17 protein-coding genes and 7 pseudogenes are annotated in these 20,473 nt (G+C 42.9%); 8 read left to right on the forward strand and 16 right to left on the reverse strand.

The features are described 5' to 3' along the window. Positions 1-16: 16 nt before the first annotated feature. The 3 pseudogenes from rpsF to ppsA all read right to left on the reverse strand — a co-directional run bounded on the left by rpsF (position 17) and on the right by ppsA (position 4,175). A pseudogene (rpsF, locus tag G7Y90_RS09805) lies at positions 17-417 on the reverse strand (30S ribosomal protein S6). A 409-nt stretch (positions 418-826) separates the two neighbouring features. After that, a pseudogene (locus G7Y90_RS09810) lies at positions 827-1,667 on the reverse strand (RDD family protein). 140 nt (positions 1,668-1,807) lie between these two features. Beyond that, a pseudogene (gene ppsA / locus G7Y90_RS17920) lies at positions 1,808-4,175 on the reverse strand (phosphoenolpyruvate synthase). 591 nt (positions 4,176-4,766) lie between these two features. On the opposite strand from ppsA, the gene ppsR reads away from it, so the two are divergent. The 4 genes and pseudogenes from ppsR to sthA all read left to right on the forward strand — a co-directional run bounded on the left by ppsR (position 4,767) and on the right by sthA (position 7,941). Beyond that, positions 4,767-5,663 carry a posphoenolpyruvate synthetase regulatory kinase/phosphorylase PpsR gene (gene ppsR, locus G7Y90_RS09840; RefSeq protein ID WP_045446910.1) on the forward strand — a complete coding sequence of 299 codons (897 nt, stop codon included), beginning with the start codon at positions 4,767-4,769 and terminating at the stop codon, positions 5,661-5,663. Between the two features lie 142 nt (positions 5,664-5,805). Beyond that, entirely contained in the window at positions 5,806-6,210 is a 405-nt protein-coding gene (locus G7Y90_RS09845) for a DUF4377 domain-containing protein (protein ID WP_045446913.1), read from the forward strand. Between the two features lie 81 nt (positions 6,211-6,291). Beyond that, a complete protein-coding gene (locus G7Y90_RS17925) occupies positions 6,292-6,423 on the forward strand; it encodes a hypothetical protein (RefSeq protein WP_284143718.1) in 132 nt (43 codons plus the stop codon). A 31-nt stretch (positions 6,424-6,454) separates the two neighbouring features. Further along, positions 6,455-7,941, forward strand: a pseudogene (gene sthA, locus G7Y90_RS09850) (Si-specific NAD(P)(+) transhydrogenase). A 147-nt stretch (positions 7,942-8,088) separates the two neighbouring features. Here sthA and G7Y90_RS17930 read toward each other — a convergent pair. The 12 genes and pseudogenes from G7Y90_RS17930 to G7Y90_RS09910 form a co-directional block, all read right to left on the reverse strand. Further along, a complete protein-coding gene (locus G7Y90_RS17930; protein WP_284143719.1) occupies positions 8,089-8,745 on the reverse strand; it encodes an ABC transporter permease in 657 nt (218 codons plus the stop codon). Then, positions 8,688-9,134 carry an ABC transporter permease gene (locus G7Y90_RS17935; RefSeq protein ID WP_284143720.1) on the reverse strand — a complete coding sequence of 149 codons (447 nt, stop codon included), beginning with the start codon at positions 9,132-9,134 and terminating at the stop codon, positions 8,688-8,690. The genes G7Y90_RS17930 and G7Y90_RS17935 overlap by 58 nt, the downstream gene beginning before the upstream one ends. A 29-nt stretch (positions 9,135-9,163) precedes the next feature. Next, positions 9,164-9,970 (reverse strand): hypothetical protein, encoded by an 807-nt coding sequence (locus G7Y90_RS09860; RefSeq protein WP_250162293.1) that lies wholly within the window; start codon positions 9,968-9,970, stop codon positions 9,164-9,166. A 2-nt stretch (positions 9,971-9,972) separates the two neighbouring features. After that, positions 9,973-10,578 (reverse strand): ABC transporter permease, encoded by a 606-nt coding sequence (locus tag G7Y90_RS09865; RefSeq protein WP_250162294.1) that lies wholly within the window; start codon positions 10,576-10,578, stop codon positions 9,973-9,975. Positions 10,579-10,590: 12 nt separating this feature from the next. Beyond that, the gene (locus tag G7Y90_RS09870) at positions 10,591-10,971 is read right to left on the reverse strand and encodes an HlyD family secretion protein (RefSeq protein ID WP_250162295.1); all 381 of its coding nucleotides are present in this window, start codon (positions 10,969-10,971) and stop codon (positions 10,591-10,593) included. After that, positions 10,943-11,773: an HlyD family secretion protein gene (locus G7Y90_RS09875; protein WP_250162296.1), complete on the reverse strand. Its 831-nt coding sequence runs from the start codon at positions 11,771-11,773 to the stop codon at positions 10,943-10,945. The genes G7Y90_RS09870 and G7Y90_RS09875 overlap by 29 nt, the downstream gene beginning before the upstream one ends. Positions 11,774-11,821: 48 nt before the next feature. Further along, positions 11,822-12,686, reverse strand: a pseudogene (locus G7Y90_RS19050) (YihY/virulence factor BrkB family protein). 210 nt (positions 12,687-12,896) lie between these two features. After that, positions 12,897-13,241: a TolC family protein gene (locus G7Y90_RS09890; RefSeq protein ID WP_349773419.1), complete on the reverse strand. Its 345-nt coding sequence runs from the start codon at positions 13,239-13,241 to the stop codon at positions 12,897-12,899. Further along, positions 13,136-13,582 carry a TolC family protein gene (locus tag G7Y90_RS09895; RefSeq protein WP_250162299.1) on the reverse strand — a complete coding sequence of 149 codons (447 nt, stop codon included), beginning with the start codon at positions 13,580-13,582 and terminating at the stop codon, positions 13,136-13,138. The genes G7Y90_RS09890 and G7Y90_RS09895 overlap by 106 nt, the downstream gene beginning before the upstream one ends. A gap of 68 nt (positions 13,583-13,650) precedes the next feature. After that, a complete protein-coding gene (locus G7Y90_RS09900) occupies positions 13,651-13,818 on the reverse strand; it encodes a hypothetical protein (protein ID WP_250162300.1) in 168 nt (55 codons plus the stop codon). Continuing rightward, the gene (locus G7Y90_RS09905; protein WP_250162301.1) at positions 13,811-14,227 is read right to left on the reverse strand and encodes a hypothetical protein; all 417 of its coding nucleotides are present in this window, start codon (positions 14,225-14,227) and stop codon (positions 13,811-13,813) included. Before G7Y90_RS09905 ends, G7Y90_RS09900 begins: the two co-directional genes overlap by 8 nt. A gap of 44 nt (positions 14,228-14,271) precedes the next feature. Further along, entirely contained in the window at positions 14,272-14,520 is a 249-nt protein-coding gene (locus G7Y90_RS09910; protein ID WP_250162302.1) for a hypothetical protein, read from the reverse strand. Between the two features lie 696 nt (positions 14,521-15,216). Between G7Y90_RS09910 and glpK the strand changes: the two are divergent. The 4 genes and pseudogenes from glpK (at position 15,217) to G7Y90_RS09930 (ending at position 19,779) form a co-directional block, all read left to right on the forward strand. Beyond that, positions 15,217-16,804 (forward strand): annotated as a pseudogene (gene glpK / locus G7Y90_RS09915) (glycerol kinase GlpK). Positions 16,805-17,070: 266 nt separating this feature from the next. Beyond that, positions 17,071-17,580, forward strand: a complete 510-nt coding sequence (locus G7Y90_RS09920) for a hypothetical protein (protein WP_250162303.1) — start codon at positions 17,071-17,073, stop codon at positions 17,578-17,580. Positions 17,581-17,823: 243 nt separating this feature from the next. After that, positions 17,824-18,852, forward strand: a complete 1,029-nt coding sequence (locus G7Y90_RS09925) for an endonuclease/exonuclease/phosphatase family protein (RefSeq protein ID WP_201581177.1) — start codon at positions 17,824-17,826, stop codon at positions 18,850-18,852. A gap of 238 nt (positions 18,853-19,090) precedes the next feature. Further along, positions 19,091-19,779, forward strand: a pseudogene (locus G7Y90_RS09930) (TetR/AcrR family transcriptional regulator). Positions 19,780-19,921: 142 nt separating this feature from the next. Here the strand turns inward: G7Y90_RS09930 and G7Y90_RS09935 are convergent. Further along, the gene (locus tag G7Y90_RS09935) at positions 19,922-20,443 is read right to left on the reverse strand and encodes a hypothetical protein (protein WP_250162304.1); all 522 of its coding nucleotides are present in this window, start codon (positions 20,441-20,443) and stop codon (positions 19,922-19,924) included. Between the last annotated feature and the right edge of the window lie 30 nt (positions 20,444-20,473).

Consider the following 20,473-nt stretch of genomic DNA (forward strand, 5'->3'; position numbering starts at 1 on the left):
GAGTATTCTCCTTTAATTAGTCTTCACTGTTGTCGTTGTCGTCATTATCGTTTTCACGACTGTCTGGACGACGAGTAGTTGCTTTGCGTGCGCGTTTTTCATCGGCATTCTTGGCTAACTGCGACTCTTCAGTGACAGCGTCGTCACGGCGCATAACTAGACTACGAATGATCGCGTCGTTATAACGGAATAATTCTTCAAGTTCAGCTAAAGTTCACCGTCAGTTTCAATGTTGAAAGAACGTAATGAGCTTTGTGAATCTTGTTGATTGGATATGCCAATTGACGGGGCCCCAATCTTCTAAACGATGAATAAACACGTTTTGTCTTGAACTAACTTGATGTAGCTCTCAACCATGCCGACCACTTGGTCGCTTTGGTCTGGGTGTACAAGTAACACCAGTTCGTAATGTCGCATTATGACTCCTTACGGATTAGTAGCTATTAACCCTATGTTAATAGCAAGGAGATTTATAAGGTAAGCCCGATTTCTAGCTATTATTATAAAAAAATAAGAAATAAGCTTAGTTTATAAAGCGCCGTATTATAACAGTACTCGGCAACTAACACAAAGGTTAATCACTGAGCCACCGTTAATAAATTATAACAATAATTAAAAATGCTCGGTTCATAAAAAGCAGCGATATCGCGCTGCTTTTTTATCAAAATAATAAGATGGATTGTTAATAAACAAGCTATTTTATTTTTGGTTCTTTCAACTGACTGCTATCTGCTTTTACCACTAAGGTTTTGGCCAACTTGTCATGCCAACCGATATTTTCAGGGCTTTTCGATGCATGTATAATGAATAGCAATAATCACGAACCCTAAGAAGCTGGTAAACGAGAACAATAAGTTTTAAAAATAAACAATAACAAGTACGCACACCAATAAGCTTGGTAAAGAGGGCAGCAGATGAGTGGTTGATCCACCACGCGAATACCCGTAATCAGCTTACCGAGTGACTGACCACGCAGTGTGATAAATACCAGTTGTAGCGCAAATAAGCCAAATACCATCACTTGCGACATCATCAATGTGCTACTAGGAAGACTCTCCATCAGTGTCATTGAATACTGATAAGCCGCATCCATGTCTTGGATATTTTGGAATTTGGTATAATCCACATCCATTTTTGTCAATGCCATCACTAGCGGAAAAATAGCCAGTAGATAGAGTAATCCATTGATGGCTGTTGCTAATACTCGCGACATAATCGGTGCAAGTACCACATTGCCGACGACTTTGTCTTTGCTAGACGCAGCCTGATTGCTATTAGCCTTGTTTAGTGACACATTATTGTGCGGTGTTTGCTGACGATTGGTGGTCATGTCAGCTTTCACATTTTTATCCGTGTCTTTCGGACGTTCAGGCTTGCCATACAATCTATCTAATGAAACTGATTTGCTATCCGAGCTATTGCTAGCGTTATCTTCAGGAAAAACAGTTACATTATTGATAATAGAGTCATTAACCTGAGGCTTGCCAAGGTTGGTAGGTCGATAAACCGTTTGATTATTGGTCAAGTTACCGACACGCTGCCATTGGTCTAAGCCTTCATGCCATCAAATCATCCAGCAGTACTTCACCAGATGCCAACATGATATTTAGCTGCTCCAAATTGTAGGGACCAGCTTGTACGTTATTTCGAGCAAGGAAAATCTGCATAATTGCCTGCATAGTTAGTCATATCTTAAGTCACTATATATGATACATATATTAGGGTCTATTTAATATTTTTCAAATAGACCCTAATCATTGTTTCTTTAATGACTGTGTGAATTATTGCTGTGACTGAACGTTACGGCTTACTTCGCTTCTTCACCAGCTAAGAAGAACCAAGTATCTAGTACAGAAATCAGGGTTCAATGACACTGAGCTGATACCTTGCTCCAGGCCAGAACGCGAGATCTGGATGGTCTGATGGACCCTGACCACAGATGCCGACATAGTTTGCTTTACGGCACGCATCAATCGCCATGGTCAATAGTTTCTTAACCGCAGGATCACGCTCATCAAATAGATGTGAGACGATACCTGAGTCACGGTCAAGACCAAGGGTCAACTGAGTCAAATCGTTAGAGCCGATTGAGAAACCATCGAAATGCTCTAGGAATTCATCTGCCAATAGGGCGTTGGTTGGTAGCTCACACATCATGAACGCGTAAACCGTTTTCGCCACGTTTTAGACCGTTTTTCTCAAGTAATTCGATGACTTTTTGGCTTCGCCAACGGTACGAATGGAATCATAATCTCGACGTTGGTCAAGCCATCTCATCACGTACGCGTTTTAGTGCTTTACACTCAAGCTCAAAGCAGTCACGGAAGTTGTCAGACACATAACGACTGGCACCGCGGAAACCAAGCATTGGGTTTTCTTCTGATGGCTCTATAATTTACCACCAAGCAAGTTAGCATATTCGTTTGATTTAAAATCTGACATACGAACGATAACTGGCTGATCCATAAAGGCAACGGCTAGCGTTGAGATACCTTCGACCAACTTATCAACATAGAAATCAACCGGTGAGGCATAACCAGCGATACGCTCTTGGATGGCTTGGGCGATTTCGCGTGGTAAGCTGTTCATGTTCAGTAGTGCTTTTGGATGCACACCAATCATACGGTTGATGATGAATTCTAAACGCGCAAGACCAATACCTTCGTTTGGCATTTGCGTGAATGAGAAGGCACGATCTGGATTACCAACGTTCATCATTACTTTGAAGGCAAGCTCTGGCATAGACTCAACAGAGTTGGTCTGTACTTCAAAATCAATTTGGCTTTCATAAATGAAGCCGTATCACCTTCGGCACAAGAAGCAGTGACGTCTTGACCATCAACCAATAGCTCAGTGGCATTACCACAACCAACGATGGCTGGAACACCTAGCTCACGAGCGATAATCGATGCGTGACAAGTACGACACCACGGTTAGTAATGATAGCAGAAGCACGCTTCATGACAGGTTCCCAATCCGGATCGTCTCATGTCTGATACCAGTACAATCACCTTCTTGTTTATCCATCTCATTTAGTTGCTAACGATACGGACTTTACCTTGAACCGATACGCGATGACCGATTGAACGACCTTCACACAATACTTTAGCATTAGTCGTGTCGATGATTAAACGTTCCATAACATTGCTGTCTTGGCGGCTCTTAACGGTTTCTGGACGCGCCTGAACGATGAAGATTTCGTTGGTATCGCCGTCTTTTGCCCACTCGATATCCATCGCTTGGCCGTAATGCTTTTCGATCGTCACGGCTTGTTTAGCAAGAGAAGTTAGCTCTTCAGTTGATAATGAGAACTGCATACGATCTTGCTTTTCAACATCGACAGTTTTTACTGATTTAGTGGTGCTACCTTCATCACCATAAACCATTTTCTTATGCTTGCTGCCTAGGTTACGGCGAATCACCGATGGTTTGCCATTGGCTAGTAATTGCTTAGAAATATAGAATTCATCTGGGTTAACCGCGCCCTGTACAACCATTTCACCTAGGCCATAGCTTGAGGTGATAAAGACCACTTGATCAAAACCGCTTTCGGTATCTAGCGTGAACATCACACCCGCCGCGCCAGTTTCTGAGCGAACCATACGCTGTACAGCAGCCGATAAGGCAACGCCTTCATGCTCAAAACCTTTGTGTACACGGTAAGAGATGGCACGGTCGTTATAAAGAGATGCAAACTTCTTTAATCGCAATCAGAACGTTATCAATACCGCGAATGTTCAAGAAAGTCTCTTGCTGACCCGCAAATGATGCATCTGGCAAATCTTCGGCAGTCGCAGAAGAACGTACAGCAACCGCGATGTCTTCGCCGCCGCTCATCGTTTCAAACGATTGACGTACTTCTTGCTCAAGATCACTTGGCAGCTCTTGCTCAATAATCCAAGTACGAATCTTTTTACCCGTTTCTGCAAGTTTTTTGACATCGTCAACATCTAGCGTTTTAGTTCGTTGTTGATTTTGTCAAGCAGGCCAGTTTCATTCAAAAAGCGGTTAAATGCATTTGACGTGGTGGCAAAGCCGCCTGGAACACTAACACCCAAATCAGACAAATGGCTGATCATTTCACCTAATGAGGCGTTCTTGCCGCCGACCATTTCAATGTCGTCTTTTCCTAGCTGATCAAGATTGATTACAAGTGCTGTAGATTGCGCTGCCATGATAACTCCAGAAAATAAGGTTATTTAGTAAAGATTAAACGGTGAATTATACCGCTATATTTGGAGAATTTCGAGGGGTTGAACCAATATTTTTGTCAAAAATACAAATTGTGGGCTTTGCTACATAATTAGTAGAAGATTATTCATTTTTCTATTTTTGAGATGATGTAAAAATGCGAGTCAAGACCACTCTAATTATCAAGATATATCTATAAATCGGCTGATAAATAGAGGATTTAAAATAAATAAGAGAGAGTATTAGGATGTTCTTATAGTATTTGCCTTTATATATAGCAGGTAATGCTGCGCTAGTATGAATAACCAGTCAGCACAATAATGGTTATTAATCGGCATGATAAGATTAAGGGCACTGTGGCTTTCTAAGTGTACGCCTGTAACATTGATTTCTATTAGGTCGTCTATTATGCGTATAATGTAGAGCATAAATAGTAGCGGTTTATCCTGATATAAATGTGTAATATTAGCGCTTATACAAAACGAAAATTACGTCTGAAAATCAAGTCTAAAGCCGATCAAAAATAAAAGCCAAATGAAAATTACCATTGTGTTTTCAATCGAGGTGCCAACGTTATGTACTCAAGTAATCCAGCTGAACAACTGAATCCCACTATTCAAAATCGCAACGCATTAAACTTAGACAGCTCTCAAGCCGTTCGAACCGCGTTTTTTATCTCAGATGGCACAGCAATTACGGCGGAGACGCTTGGCCGCGCTATCTTGAGTCAGTTTGCTTCAGTACCTTTTGAAACACGAGTGTTGCCATATGTCGATAGCTTAGAGCGTGCAGAAGACGCCGTTGAGCAAATCAACATGGCGTATCAACGAGATGGTCTGTTGCCATTAGTCTTTGATACGATTGTTAACCCTGATATTCGTGAAAAGATCAATTCTGCCCAAAGCTGTAACTTGGATATGTATGAGGGTTTGATAGGTCGCGTCGCTGAAGAAACGGGTGTGGAGCCTGACGGACATTCGGGTCATGCACACGACGATGTGGATTCTGAGACTTATAAAGAACGTATCGATGCGGTGCATTTCGCTTTAGACAATGATGATGGTGCGCGTACGCGTCATTACGATGCGGCCGATATTATTTTGGTGGGCGTATCGCGTTCAGGCAAAACACCGACTTCTTTATACTTAGCCTTACAGTTCGGTATTCGAGCAGCAAATTATCCTTTGACCGAAGATGACTTGTACGATAATCAATTACCAAAAGCATTGCGCGAGCACAAAGACAAGCTGTTCGGTCTATTGATCGATACCGATCGCTTGGTGAAAATCCGTCAAGAGCGCCGTGCGGGCAGTCGTTATTCGAGCTATCAGCAATGTCAGCAGGAGCAGCGGGCGATACAAGGGATTTATATCACGCATGGTATTCCAAGTCTTGATGTCTCTGAGATGTCCGTTGAAGAAATCGCTACGCGCATCCTGCAGATGACGGGTCTCAAACGTCGTATCGGCTAATAAAATATAAGCTATCAATGAATTGCTTGAAGCAATTAACGATTTAGCAATAACGATTGCTCAAAAAAGAACCATTATTTAAAGCATCACTATTATTAATAACCATCATTTAATACCATCTGATTATCACATAGAGAATATTATGAGTTCATCTTATAAGTCTAGCAAGACCCCTTTATTATTGGCCAGCTTGCTGAGTGCGGTCAGTTTACTGAGTGCTTGCCAAACGTCACCTTTTTCACGTGAGCCAGTGCCTGAGCCACGTTATATCCCAACCATTGTATTGGGTGAAGCGCAAACGCTAACAATCATGCCCAATCGTGTGGCCTGCGCCTCGGCATTACCGATGCAGTGTTTACTGGCCAAATCAAGCAAAGATGGCAGCGTGTTTCAGGTACCTTATGATTGGATTGATGACTTTAAACCAAGCCTTGGCACAGAATATGTGATTAGTGCGCGTCCACAGATTGATGAGGGACAGAAAAGCGCGACTGGGCATTGGACACTGCAAAATATTGTGTCACAACGTATGGTGGGCACGCCTTAGTCGTGTGGTTTTGACTCAAGCAATTATTGATTCATACACAGTCTAAAAATCAAATAAATAAGTAAATGTAAAGAGGACACGATGGGAACTAAAAAACCAAGCGACGCGACCAATGATATTGGTAAGGACATTCATACCGAAGTATCGAATAAAGAAGTGGTCGCGTGCCGAATCCTGAGCATACTGAAGGCAAAAATAAAAAACAAAATATGAACAAACCCATGAGCAGGTCACTGATGATGTCATGCACCATCCTGATCTTATTAATCCGCTTGATGATACGCGAATCGATATCAAGTCTGGTTATACGAAAGATTCACGTCGCTTAAAAGGCGATAACCACGAGTATGAGTATGATGCGGTCGTTTTAGGAGCAGGTCCTGCTGGCGAAGCGGCAGCTATGAAACTGACTAAATCTGGCAAAAAATGGTGGTTATTGATCCACGTGATCAGGTAGGTGGTAACTCTACCCATGTGGGTACAATTCCAAGTAAAGCACTGCGCCAATCGGTATTTAACCTCATTAACTTTCGCCGTGATCCTATGTTTACCAAGGCGATGGAGTACAAGCAAGTTCCTCTAAATAGAGTGCTTGCCAATGCTCGAAAAGTCATTCGCAATCAGGTTAGTACGCACACCCGATTCTATGAACGCAATCGCATTGAAGTAATTCAAGGTTGGGCAAGTTTTATTGATGCTCATACTTTGCGTGTTGAAACCGATGACAATGTCTTTGAAACCATTACCTTTAATAAAGCCATCGTAACGGTTGGTAGTCGTCCTTATCGCCCTGAAATTTTAGACTTTAACCATCCGCGCGTTTTTGATTCTGATAAAATTTTGCAAATGGATTATGTGGTCAAAAAAATTATCATCTATGGTGCGGGCGTGATTGGTTGTGAATATGCCTCTATCTTTACGGGTCTTGGTTATAAGGTTGATTTGATTAATAACCAAAATCAATTGCTCAGTTATCTCGATAGCGAGATTAGCGATGCTATCGCGCATGACTTTAGACAATTTGGCGTATTGATTCGTAGTAATGAAGAGATTGATCATCTTGAAACGCATGACGATTATGTTGTCTTGCATCTAAAGAGTGGTAAGCGCATCAAATCTGATGCCATTCTTTGGTCAAATGGTCGCTCAGGTAATACGGAAGGTTTAAACTTAGAAGCGATTGGTCTAAAAGCAAACAGCCGTGGTCAATTAAAAGTTGATGATACCTATTGTACTGAAATCGAAAATATCTATGCGGCAGGCGATGTGATTGGCTGGCCATCTTTGGCTTCTGCCGCTTATGACCAAGGACGCTGTGCGGCGGCCTTTATGGTTGGTGATAGCGATGCGGAACCAGTGTCAAGCGTGCCAACTGGTATCTATACGATTCCTGAAATTTCTTGTATCGGTAAAACTGAGCAAGAGCTAACCGACGAAAAAGTCCCATACGAAGTGGGTCAAGCATTCTTCAAGCATTTGGCACGTGCACAAATCATTGGTGAACGCTCAGGCGTACTAAAGATTTTGTTCCATCGTGATACGTTGGAGATTTTAGGCATCCATTGCTACGGTAACCATGCATCAGAGATTATCCATATTGGACAAGCCGTGATGAAGTGTAAGAGTAATAATACACTTGAGTACTTTGTGAATACTACTTTTAACTATCCAACGATGGCAGAAGCCTATCGTGTGGCGGCACTAAATGGTCTTAATCGTGTTTTTAAGTGATAGAATCTTAAAACGTTATAAAAAAAAGCGTCTGCTATGTTAGCAGGCGCTTTTTTTTTGATTCAGGATTATTGATTTGGCTTTTATTGATGGTAGGCGCTAATGACATGCAATCGTCTTTTGCTTTAGGACACTGTTTTAAGTGCTTTATTCCAGCACCACCCACATAAGTAGCGCAAAGTAAAATACCCATAAGGCGGCTAGTGCATAAAATCCAGTAGAAACTTGGGAAATACTAGCCCCCATTTGATTAAGCTGGACGGAGGTATTGATACCCGGTGTCGTGGGTACGAACCAACGTATGATTTGTAAAACTGTGGGCAGCTGATCTGCTGGCCACGGATAACCACTGACAAAAAACATCGGTAGTGAGCTAAAAATTAGGATTTGCATACTACGTTCGCGCTGGCGAAACCAGAGTCCAAGCACGCAACCAAGTGTCGCCACGGTTGGACAAAATAACAGAAGGAACAGTAAACTGCCAAGCATGTTTTGCCCACGCGGATAGTGGTGTAGCTCAAATGTCCAGCCATAATAAAAGCAGCCAATAATGAAGCTAAACATGCTGAGCGCAGCAATTCGCCCAAGCCAACCACGGATACTCGTCGCATGTCGCCGCTGCTCATACCACGTACCAATCAGCATCGCTGTGGCGATTAATAAGGTTTGTTGCAAAATTAGAATAGAGACCGCTGGCACCACGTAAGCGCCATAACCTTCTGTTTGATTGTATAAAGGGATAATTACTAATGGCACCGCTTGAGTATTAGCAGCCGCTGTTGCTGAATAAGCACCTTGCGCCACATTTTTTTGACTTCAATCCCTGCTGATACCGTACTGACTGCTTTTAAAAACCCCATCTGTACGTTTTTATTTAACAGAAAGTAGCCGCCATTGCCCAATACGCTGACGCTCGCTGCTTTTCCCGATAGTACTTGCTGCTCAAGCCCACTTGGAATGACCATGTACCCAGCGATTTCATCTGACCATATGGCCTCTTTAGCCTGCTGCTCGTTGAGAAAAAGCTGAGTGTCTAACTGCGGACTGGCACTCGCATAGCGAACGATGGTTCGTGATAGATTGCTATTGTCGTTATCAATGATACCAACAGGTACATGGTTGACCACTTCTGTCGAATACGGCCAAGGATAAAAGAAGCCATAAATAATAGGGGCAATCAGTAAGATACACACCTTTATCAGAAAAGATGTCTTTAATGGTCTTAAAAACTACCTAAGAAACTTGGTGTGAAGACTGCTTGATTGAATCTGACGTTGTCGAAGATAAATGGTCTTTTGGTGGTAATGACATTAGCGCGCCCCCCAACGTTCAGGATGCGCCAGCGCGCGTTTGGTAATAAAGTAGTCAAGCTCATCGCAATCGTCGTGGCAATAGCCAGACCATAGACGATCGGTAATGACACAGCAACAGGCGCTTGCATCTGTAATTGTGCAATGTGCAGTTTTAGATAGTGAGTGAGTGGTAGTGCATCTGACCAATGCCGAGCACTGTCACTGATAGCAATATAAGGAAAGGTCACACCAGCAAAGGCATAAGAAGGTGCTGAAATAAAACCAGTAGCAGACAAGCCCATGCGTAATGAAAATGAGCCTAAGGTAAAGATAGCACCCAGCCAAAACGATAGCATTATTAATAATATCAAACCAGCATAAGTTGCAAGCACTGAGCTCATGGCAACGGATTCTTGCGGCGTGGCAAGCCATAGAGCCAACATCGCCCAAATGCTAAAGGCCAATGTCGGCCAAAAGTATTTGCCTAACAGACCAAACAATAATACTAAAACGTTTGCACTCTCCATCATATTTTCATTCGCATGGTTAGAGACTGAGATTTGATCGTCTTTGCTCAAGTATTGGTTACTGTCTACGGTATTTGATATTTGTCCCGATGTTGACTCGTTTTGTGTGGTTCGCGTCAAATCAGGATGACCTGTACTGATAAAGCGATACCAGTGACCAAGTCGTTTATCACGCAGTTCGCGACCAATTGTCGTTGCACCAATCACCATCGCTAAATGTGCAGCAGTGCAGGGATGACGGTTGAAGCCAAAAACTGCTGATAATCAGTGGCCGCGTTAAACAAGCTGATACGCTGTATACCAATCGGTGAGTAAGCTATTGCAGCTTGCGACGGTGCCATGCCTTGTTTGACTAAACGCTGTATCTCAACGCCTGCCGATAATGTCCCAGCGACAGCTTGAACGCTGGTTTGGATAATTCCCGAATGTGTACCGTATTGTGCATTCACTTGCAAAATCAAAGGTGCAGGCTTACCAGATAAAATATGCCGAGAAAAATCTTCAGGGATAATGACAATAGCGTAAATATCACGCTGCAAAATAGCCGCTTTTGCCTCAGCCTCTGAGTAATAAAGCTGTTTAACCGTTAGAGTAGGGCTGGCTTCCAAATAGCGTACTGCGGTATTGGCAATCGGGCTATTGTCTTGGTCTATCACCCCAATGGGCAAATCCGTAATCTGTGTTTGTGAAAATATCCACCAAATCAGTAGGACGGTTGCCAGTGGTATCCAGACCACCATACTAAAGTCCCACGGATTTTTGGTCAAAAACCGTCGCTCATAGGCAGCACTACGTAAAAAAGCCTTACTTAACTTCATCAGATGCATGGCTTACTCTTGGCTTGCATTAGTAAGTGCTGGATTGACGCGTACAATAACGCTCATACCTGAGCGAATACGTGCATCGGGAGTCGTCGGACGTGCCTTTACTTCAAAGGTACGTACATCAAAGCCGTCATCATTATTGGTCGGGCGCCAAGTGGCAAAGTCAGACAATGTTGACGTAGCATAAACGGTGAACTGTTTGGTATAAGGCTTATTTGCTGATGACAGCGCAGGAATCGTACCAGTAAATTGCTGACCAATCGCAAACTGGTTTAAGTAGGATTCGGTGACATTAAGTACGACCCACTGCTCATCGGTATTGACCAACGTCAAGATAGGCACGCCTTGTCCGATGACTTCACCCGCGCTGACAATGACATTGTCCACAATGCCTGCAATAGGACTTTTTAAGTTGGCTTCTTCTTTTGCCACCAGTGCTTCTTAGTTGGGCATCGACTTGTGCTACTTGTGCTGTCGCCGCTGATTTATCTTCACTGCGTGCGCCTTCTTTAGCCAAGTCGTATTGTAAGCGTGCCGCTTCAGTTTGATCTTGAGTAGCCAGATATTGCGCATACGCCTCATCGCGTTTTTGCCGTGCCATAAGGCCTTCTTCATACAGGCGGTTGACACGCTGGTAAGTGTTCTCTGCCAAATCAGAAGCAGCTTTGTTGGCTTGCCATGCCGCTTTTGCTTGAGCGATCTCTTGTGGACGGGCGCCATTTTCGGCTTTATCTAACTGACTTTGTGCCATTTGCTTGCCAGCCAGCGCTTGATTGATCTTTGCGTTAATCTCAGGCGAGTCCATTTCAATCAGCTGTTGCCCGACCGTCACCGCATCACCTTCTGTGACCAGAATTTTGGCAATACGTCCCGGCACTTTTGCCGCGATGGAGGTTTGCTGCATCTGCATCTGCCCTTGCAAAGTCACGACTTCAGGCTCGCTATGCTGATTGCTTTTATATAGACCATAGGCAATAACACCTAATACAATCAGAACCAATAGCGCCAGAAGTGCCTTTTTTATCATGGCAGATTTATCCGCTTTTTCTGCATGGCGCTTATAAGTAGGCACTGCTTGCTCATTTTCAGCATCAGTTGCTTGATCGTTATGGTTATTGACTGAGTCAGTAGATTGCTCTGAGTCGTTTAACTTGCGCGAGTCGTCTGATTCGTTGGTAGATTCAGTCATGACAGTGAGATTCCTAAAGCAGCAAAATTGAGGATAAAGGGTATGTTATTAGTACATTCGTACAGCATAAGGTTTGGCGCTTTCTAAGGCTTCAGAATTAAAAATCGCACCAAAGGCAACGATAAATGCTGAATAATAAAGCCAGAGCATAATGACCACGGCAGCTGAAAGCGCGCCAAACTCAGCGCTATAGTTATTAAAGTTTTGCACATAAATCGAAATAGCACAGACAATACAATCCAAAGAATGGTCGCCAGAGCTGCTCCTGGCACCAGTTTTTTTAGCGCGACGGCGTCACGGTTTGGGGCTAGGCGATAGAGGCTTAAAAAGCTCAAAAATATGATACCAGCCAATATAGGCCACCTGCTCCAAAGCGCAATCGTTTTAGCTATTTGCGGGAAGGGGAAATAGGCTGCCCCTACAGGAATAATAGCAATAGAAGAGACCGCTATAATCAAGATTACTACCGCCCAAAGGTTAAGCTGACTGCTAAAATATTACCTTGTATGAAGTTACGCTCTTGAGTGATATGAAAGGCAAGATTGATAAGAATAATTAAAGATTTAACACCTTTAGAGCCAGCATATAGGGCGAGTAAGGTCGATAAGACAAGACTGAACGTGAGTGCGGATGTGGTATTAGAGACCAATGCGCTTAGGCGTGAATTGAGGACTTCATACACCGTATCAGGTATAAACGGATGCAAAATCGAGATTTGCTCTTGCATCTCAGCTGGTGAAAACGCGAGACCATAAAGCAGCACAAACACCGCCATTAATGGAAAAATTGATAAAAAACCAAAAAATCCCACGCTCGCGCAGTGTGCCCAAACATTAGAGTTGTTCGCAATACGCCACGTCTTTAATGAAGGCTGCAGCCAGTTATTTATTAATTTAGAAGTCGGGTTTTTCATAAAACAGTATTCGCAATAGAGTTAGCAATAGTATGGTTAATGGCAGCTTCATGATAATTAGTATGGTCAGGCTACTATAATAGTATTGCGGCGTTAACCTCGCTTGAGGTATCAAATATACCTCTTCGCTCAGCTGCCTTGTCATACTTTCAAATCGAATCAACTATATAAACGATTATCCACACTATCTATATTTTTCAAATTAAATCATTACTCAGTATACAAAGTCGGTAATCGAATATCAGCAGCATTAAGATAGGCGTTAAAGGCAAGAGGCGTACCACAGCTTTGCATGAGTGCGGCCAGCGATTGTACATAGCTGTTCGCCGCTTGCGCTTGTTCAGTACGTGCTTTAAGCGACTGCGTTTGTGCTTGGACTACCTCAATCGGTGTATTTACACCTTCTTGTAGCCCCAACTGGCGCAAACGCAATACTTCTGCGGCCAGATCTACATTGCTTTGTAATGCCTGATAACGAGATTGGGCATTATTAACATCGTGCCAGTTTTTTTCGACCAGTAATAATAAATTGTCACTGACTTCGATTTCAGACAGATCCGCTTGGCGTATTTTGGCATTCTCGATGCGAGTGACGCATTTTTATCAAGACCACCCCACAGCTTCCAGCTGGCTGATATACCGGCTACCCAACTGGGGTCTTTTTCAATTTTTCCGTAGCCATAGAGCATGACGGTAGGCTTGTGACCAGTATCTGATAGCGCATGTAGCTGCTCAGCTTGTGCGCGTTTGGCGGCGACTTTTTGTAGACCTGGGTGATTGGTGAGTGATAAATTCTGAAAATAGTTTACATCGGGTAAAGGACGGCTAGAAACGAATAACGGTGTCGTGGGTTTGATACGATAGTCGGTACGCAATAGCCGCTGTAAAGCCATCATCGCAAGACGAGCATCGTTATTGGCATTGACGGACTCACTTTTTGCATCGGCAAGCGCAGATTGTGCTTCTAAGCGATCAACACGTGAGATAAACCTTCTTCAAAAAGCCGCTGCGCCATATGGTCAGTCTGCTGCAAGGTATCATAAGCATCTTCACGTAAATAAGCGGCAATGATGGCCAGCTGTGCTTTAAAGTAACGCTCAATCAGGGTGTTATAAAGCTCGTTTTTATCCAATAGACTGTCTGCGACGGCTTCTTGGGTACGGGCATTGGAAGCACCTGTCAAAGCGTTGGTACGTCCAGTCAGTATAGATGGGCCAAACCACGCCCAGACCTGCACCAGCCGTTGAGCCTGAGCGCTTTAACTCATAAGAATCTGGGATACGCTCACCGACCAATTCACCAAAATTTGGCAAATCTGGTAACGGTGGAATAGGCGGAATCACATTATCGATACCATTGTTAACGTCATTAACAATACCGTTTTTCAATGATGATAAGTCAAGATCCGCGTCTAAGTTGTAAGCGTTGGCTGATAATTGGGCAAACACCAATGGATTGTCCAAGGTTTTAAGCGCATCCGTTTGGTATTCACTAGCAGCAATCGCCGCTTGATTCGCGGCCAGTTTCGGTGACACTTGCAATAAAATATTTTGAGCTTGCTCAAGGCTTAACAGGCTAGATACTGCTAATGGATACTATTATCAATACTTTTATGGGTAATGGGATCGATAAGCGTTGTTAAGCCAGTTTTTTGCTCGGCTTGACCCATGTCTGTATCTGTCGTTGACCTTCTATTTTGAATCTCATTTTTTTGAGTACTGTTTTGAACGCTGCTTTGAGTACTTTTTTGAGTGTCAGCGTCGATAATTTGCGTCACTGCAACGGCTGTGACCTCATTCGGTGACTCGATATTATGATCATTAGCGCTTGCCAAAAGTAGGCGCCGCTAAACCCAGAACGTGAATCGTCAGCACCGCAGTAGACAGAGTCGATTAAAGCAAATTTCATAAGTCACATAAGCCATTAATTAGAATGCAAAGTATTTTAGAGTCAGGCAAAAAAGTATCAAAAATATCAACTGTTATGGTCAAACCCTGTCCAAACAGTTCAATATGGGCAACCATTAACAGAAGCCAATATTTTGTTATGGGTAACAAGCGCTACACTGTAGTGGCACAATGGTGACGGGTCAATGCTCAGTATTTGCTTACTGTGCGTTGAATAAGCCGTGATTTTATGTTAGAGGTCGGGTGTTAAGACAAATAATAACATCATTTGTTAATTAATAATAAAAGGTTTATCAAGTCATTAGCACTTAAATCGATTTTAGATCACTTTTAAAAGCTTTTAGCGAAAATGATGGTTAGTGATGATTGTTGTATTACAAAGCAGCTTATAAACTATACATAATAGTGGTGTGTGCTATATTTCAGCACCTTATAGCGTTGAGCAAGATTAAAATGAACGGCATTTATTTTAACTGTCGGCAGTTGTTCATTGGCGCAGTGCTAATGTAAATAAAACTGGCTATTGCGATAAGCGTTACTCCCAAAAAGTACGTGCTATCAATAAAGACTCGGCTATAAAATATAATTGTAAAAAATGAATGCGACAAAATAGGATATGAGTAATGGCAGGATATATTTTGGCTTTGGATCAAGGGACGACATCGAGTCGAGCGATATTGTACGATGATCGTGCGCGTCCGATAAAAATGGCACAGCAGCCCACCACTTTACAAACCCCAAAAGCGGGCTTTGTTGAACAAGACGCGCAACAAATTTGGCAAACGCAGATTAGCTGTGCCCATGATGTGATTAATCAAGCAGGGCTACTTGCTACCGACGTCACCAGTATCGCGATCACCAATCAGCGTGAATCTATTGTCATGTGGGATAAGCAAACGGGTAAACCTTTAGCCCCTGCCATCATTTGGCAAGATCGCCGTACGGCGAACTACTGTAAAACACTCGCAGCTGAGAGTACCAGTAGCATGATGAATGGCAGCCATGATGATGTGACAAGCGAAGTGCAACGTATTACAGGCCTACGTTTAGATCCATATTTCAGTGCCAGCAAAATCGCTTGGCTACTAGAGCACAATCCGAAATTGAGCGTACGAGCCAGTAGAGGAGAAATAGCGGTTGGTACTATAGACAGTTGGCTCATATATAAGCTAACCGGTGGCGAGCATGTCATTGATGTGACCAACGCTTCCCGTACTTTATTATATGATATCCACAAGCTTGAGTGGTCAGAAGAGCTGTGCGCCCGTTTTGCGATACCCATGAATATTTTGCCTAAAGTCCTAGCATCTGATGGTGACTTTGGTAAAACCAAAAAAGGACTATTTGCCAAACAAATTCCTATTCAAGCGGTATTGGGCGATCAGCAAGCGGCACTTTTTGGACAAGGCTGCCTCGATGCGGGCATGGCCAAAAACACTTATGGCACTGGGTGTTTTATGCTGATGAATATTGGTCAAAAACCCAAACTTAGCGAGCATAAACTACTAACGACAATCGCTTGGCAACGAAAATCCACACCGACTCGTCCAGACAATTTATCTTTCGATCAAATTGTACAGTCAGGCAAACGCATGTTGCAGCCACCCAGAAAGGAAGTCACTTATGCCTTGGAGGGTAGTGTTTATGGCAGGTGCTATTGTCCAATGGTTACGGGACAATCTGGGTATGATTCAACAGAGCAGTGAAGTCGAAGATTTAGCTCGCCAAGTTGATAGTAGTGAAGAGGTGGTGTTACTGCCTGCATTTACAGGGCTAGGAGCACCCTATTGGCGCTCCGATATCAGCGCCAGTATTACTGGTATGAGCCGCGGCACGACTAAAGCCCATATTGCTCGTGCTGCGTTAGAGGCGGTTGCCTATCAAACTTATGATGTGCTCATTGCCATGCAAAAAGACAGCCCTCATCCATTAACTGAGCTAAGAGTAGATGGCGGCGCGGCTAATAATGACTTATTGATGCAGTTTCAAGCTGATTTACTCGATGTGCCTGTCCTGCGTCCGAGAGATACAGAAATCACTGCCAAAGGTGCAGCATTACTCGCAGGTTTAAAAACGGGGCTATATGATGAAGGGACGATGCAAGCATCATGGCAAGTCGATCGTGTTTTTGAACCCCAAATGTCCAGTGATATCCGTGAACAACACTTTAAGTGGCAACGAGCCATCGATAGAACATTGACATCCTTATAAGTATTCAACAGACACATTAAAATATTGTAACAACTCAATGAAAAATTACTTAAAACGCTTCACTGTCCTACAAAATCATTATAAAGATACAGGCTGTAACGCAAGACAATCGCAATCTGGACACAATTTACACAACCTATCTATCTGTTGTTATCCATAAATTTCTATACTTTAGGCGACTCAAGTAACACATGATTCGAGTAAGACTGCTAATTTTTAGCACTTAATAAATCTAAAATATAACAAATTAATTTAAGGATAAAATTATGAGTAACTATGACGGTATTGATCGCAGTGAAGTAAAGCATATGTCAAAAGAAGCTAAGCAGGATCTGAATGCTGATATCATCACAGGTGAGCCAGGTTCGCATCCAGTAGGCACAGCTATTGGTGGTCTTGGCGGCGCAGCGGCGGGTGCAGCAATCGGTACAATGGCAGGACCACTTGGCACACTTATTGGTGCGATTGGTGCTATCGTTGGTGGCGGTGCAGGACATGCAGCAGCAGAAGCGATTGATCCAACACGTGAAGAAGCTTACTGGCGTGCAGAATATGCCAATGTTGATTATTACAAAGAAGGTTATGACTTCGACCGTGATCTACATCCAGCTTATGCAGTAGGGTACGCCAACCGTGCTCGTTATCCTGCGGATGCACGTTTTGAAGACCATGAAGCTGAATTAGAGCGCTCATGGCATGAAGTAAAAGGTGAATCACGCATGGAGTGGGAAGAAGCACGCAAAGCATCGTATGACGCATGGAATCGTGTATCGTAATAAGCGAAACTAACAGCAGATTTAAGTAAGTAGACAGTATATAAGCTTACTACCTTATCACTGGGCTTAGCCTGATTGTAGACTTGGGTCTGCTGATAGACTAAATACTTTCAATTTATGCTATTTTAAAGTCTTCAAAGATTTCTTTGGAGGCTTTTTTGCTGTATATTACTAAGTATGAATATATTAAACAGCCAATCATCTTTGGAAGCAATATTCTAGAATAAAAATAATAGGTAATCTATGAACAATAATGCGGAAGCTAAAAGCGCCAGACAATTTTATATCGCCACTGCCAACTTGCTCAATTTTGCCAACCCTAACCGAATTTATTATGACAATGCGCCAGCTTACAGTAACGATGAATACGAGCACAAGCTAAGCGGCATCACCGATTTATTAGCAAAAGCACATGCTGATATTATTGCGGTGCAAGAAGTCTGGGATAGTAATGCGCTTGAAGCGTTGGCGGTATCATTGGGGTTTAAGCCCGAGCATGTCGTTGTTCCGTTAGCAAGTAACGACCGTTCAAGCCCTTATACCCATGGCAAAGGGGCACAAAATACTCCTGCCGTTGGTATCATTAGCCGCTTTGAGCAATTAGAAAGCCGCTTGCTTGAAGATATTGCGCCAAAAGCGGTGATTGATATCCCTGATATTGGTCCTTACCATCGCTTTAATCGTCCACCATTGCTAGTACGGGTCGATGCCTTTGGTCAACCGATAACGATTATTACGGCGCATCTAAAAAGCAAACGGGCATTTTTCTTGCGTGATGAAAGTGGCAATTTGTTAGAAGACATGGACGATCCAAATATTCGAGTCCGTGCCAAGCTCCGTAGCTTATGTATGCGCGCCGCAGAAGCAGCCTCTATTCGCATGTCTATTATAGAGCGCTTACGTCATACTCGTGAGCCATTGATTTTGTTAGGTGATATGAATGATGTCACCGGTAGCGTCACCACCCAATTGATGGCTGAGACTGGTGAAGTTAATTACGATAAAGGCATGCGCGATGTTGCATTATTCGATGCTGCGCGTATCCAAGCACGCTATGGTTGGATGAAAGATGTGGCATATACCCATATATATCAAGGTATGCCAGAAGTGATTGATCAGTTATTTGTTTCAGAAGAGTTTCTTCCTGATAGCAAGTTTTCACTGGGTCAGGTTGAAAGAGTAGACTATTTCAATGACCATTTAAAGTGGGACTATGCAGATAGGGTCATCGATCATGGTATTATAAGAGCGAAAATTAAACTCAAAGATTAAATTTTTTACATTACGTGGTCAACGCTATTAAATGGTTGACCTATACATTAATTTTTAACCCATTTATCTCCCTTGCTTGATAGTGTACAAGCGTTTATGATGCCTCTCCATTAGACATAGTAGCGCTAATATCAGTGCTACATTATTAGCTAATAGGATGTAATTCTTCAATTTAGGGCGAATACTATCTATTGAAGATTATATTTATAAAATAGGGTGTAACATTAAGAGACTTATGATGAGCGAAAATAAAGACGAAAATTGAAGATGTGTTGGTAGATTCGGAACTGGCAAAAAACTGGTCCCGAATAAGTTTAAGTTTACCAGCCAACAAGGCCGTGCGCGCCGTCAAAACTTTTGGCTGGTGCCAAGAAGTTAAGTGAAACCCAACCTATCAATGACATTACTTTGGCGGCTGTATGTGAAGAAGCAGGCATTCCAAGAGCTTCTGCTTATCACTTTTTTCCTAACATCGAAGCGATATTTTTAGCATTGCGTTTTTTGAATGCTATCGAAATATTAGAGATAGTAGAAACAGTAGATATTGGTAATTATGACAGATGGCAGGGCTATTTGACGGCGCTTATTGATAATTGTGTGACGATATTCCATAACGACGAAACCAAAGCCAAGCTCATTTATGACACGAACACGCCTGATTTTGAAGGTGATAGTTTTGGTGAAGATATCGATCATCAAATCGTCGATTTGGTTTATAAGCGTTTATCAGAGCGCTATGAGATGCCGAGTTTCCACGATATTCAAGACACGCTATTGATTGCTTATAGCATTATTAATGCGATATTCACATTGTCTTATCGTCGTCACCAAAGCATTACTAATGAATATATCCAAGAAGCAAACACTGCGTTTATCGCTTATTTGCGTTGCTATCTACCAGAAAAGCTACCGCGTAAGAATCGCTAGTTTTTTTCGCTATTTAGATGATGCATAGACATTAGAGTGTGATTAACATGCTCTAATGTCTGCTAAGTAAATACAAAAAAGCCGACATCATATGTCGGCTTTTTTGTATTTACTGCATTGATGAGCAGTGGTAATAATGGACTTAACGGATAGGCATCAATACTTGCCCACGGCAACTATCAGCACTCGCATCTAATGTCTCATATTGCTTATAATAGCTGACGATCAGCTCTTCCAAAGCGACGTTGGTCTGTGAATCATGGGTATTGACGTATGCTTCGCGGGCTTGTTCAAGCCAACGATCTGCCATGCGAAAATGGATGCCTGATTCCCGCCAGCCGCGCTCGCACTGGTTCGTAGCAGCCCAAATTAAAGCGACCTCGCTGAAGGCTATCTCTCGTGGTGCTGACTCGATACCACCGCTATCTTTTAGCGCGTTTAAGGTTGCCCATAGATCGGGGCGCATGAGAGCAGAGTTTGAGGGTATGTCTTGAATAAGGTTGAGATCTTGTTCCTTGCCATTTCTTAAGGTAGTCAAAATCGTCTCTGCTGCCTGTGCTGCTTGCTGCCCAGCAGGTGAACGACTATTTATGCTGTCTTGATGGATGGCGTAGTTAAGCCAAGCCTGAGCTTTATAGGCAAAGTATTGCTGACGTGCACTCATGTTTTTTTTGTTGATACGCTTGTAACTCTG

The sequence above is a fragment of the Psychrobacter sp. WY6 genome (assembly GCF_018448495.1).
Taxonomy (GTDB): Bacteria; Pseudomonadota; Gammaproteobacteria; order Pseudomonadales; family Moraxellaceae; genus Psychrobacter.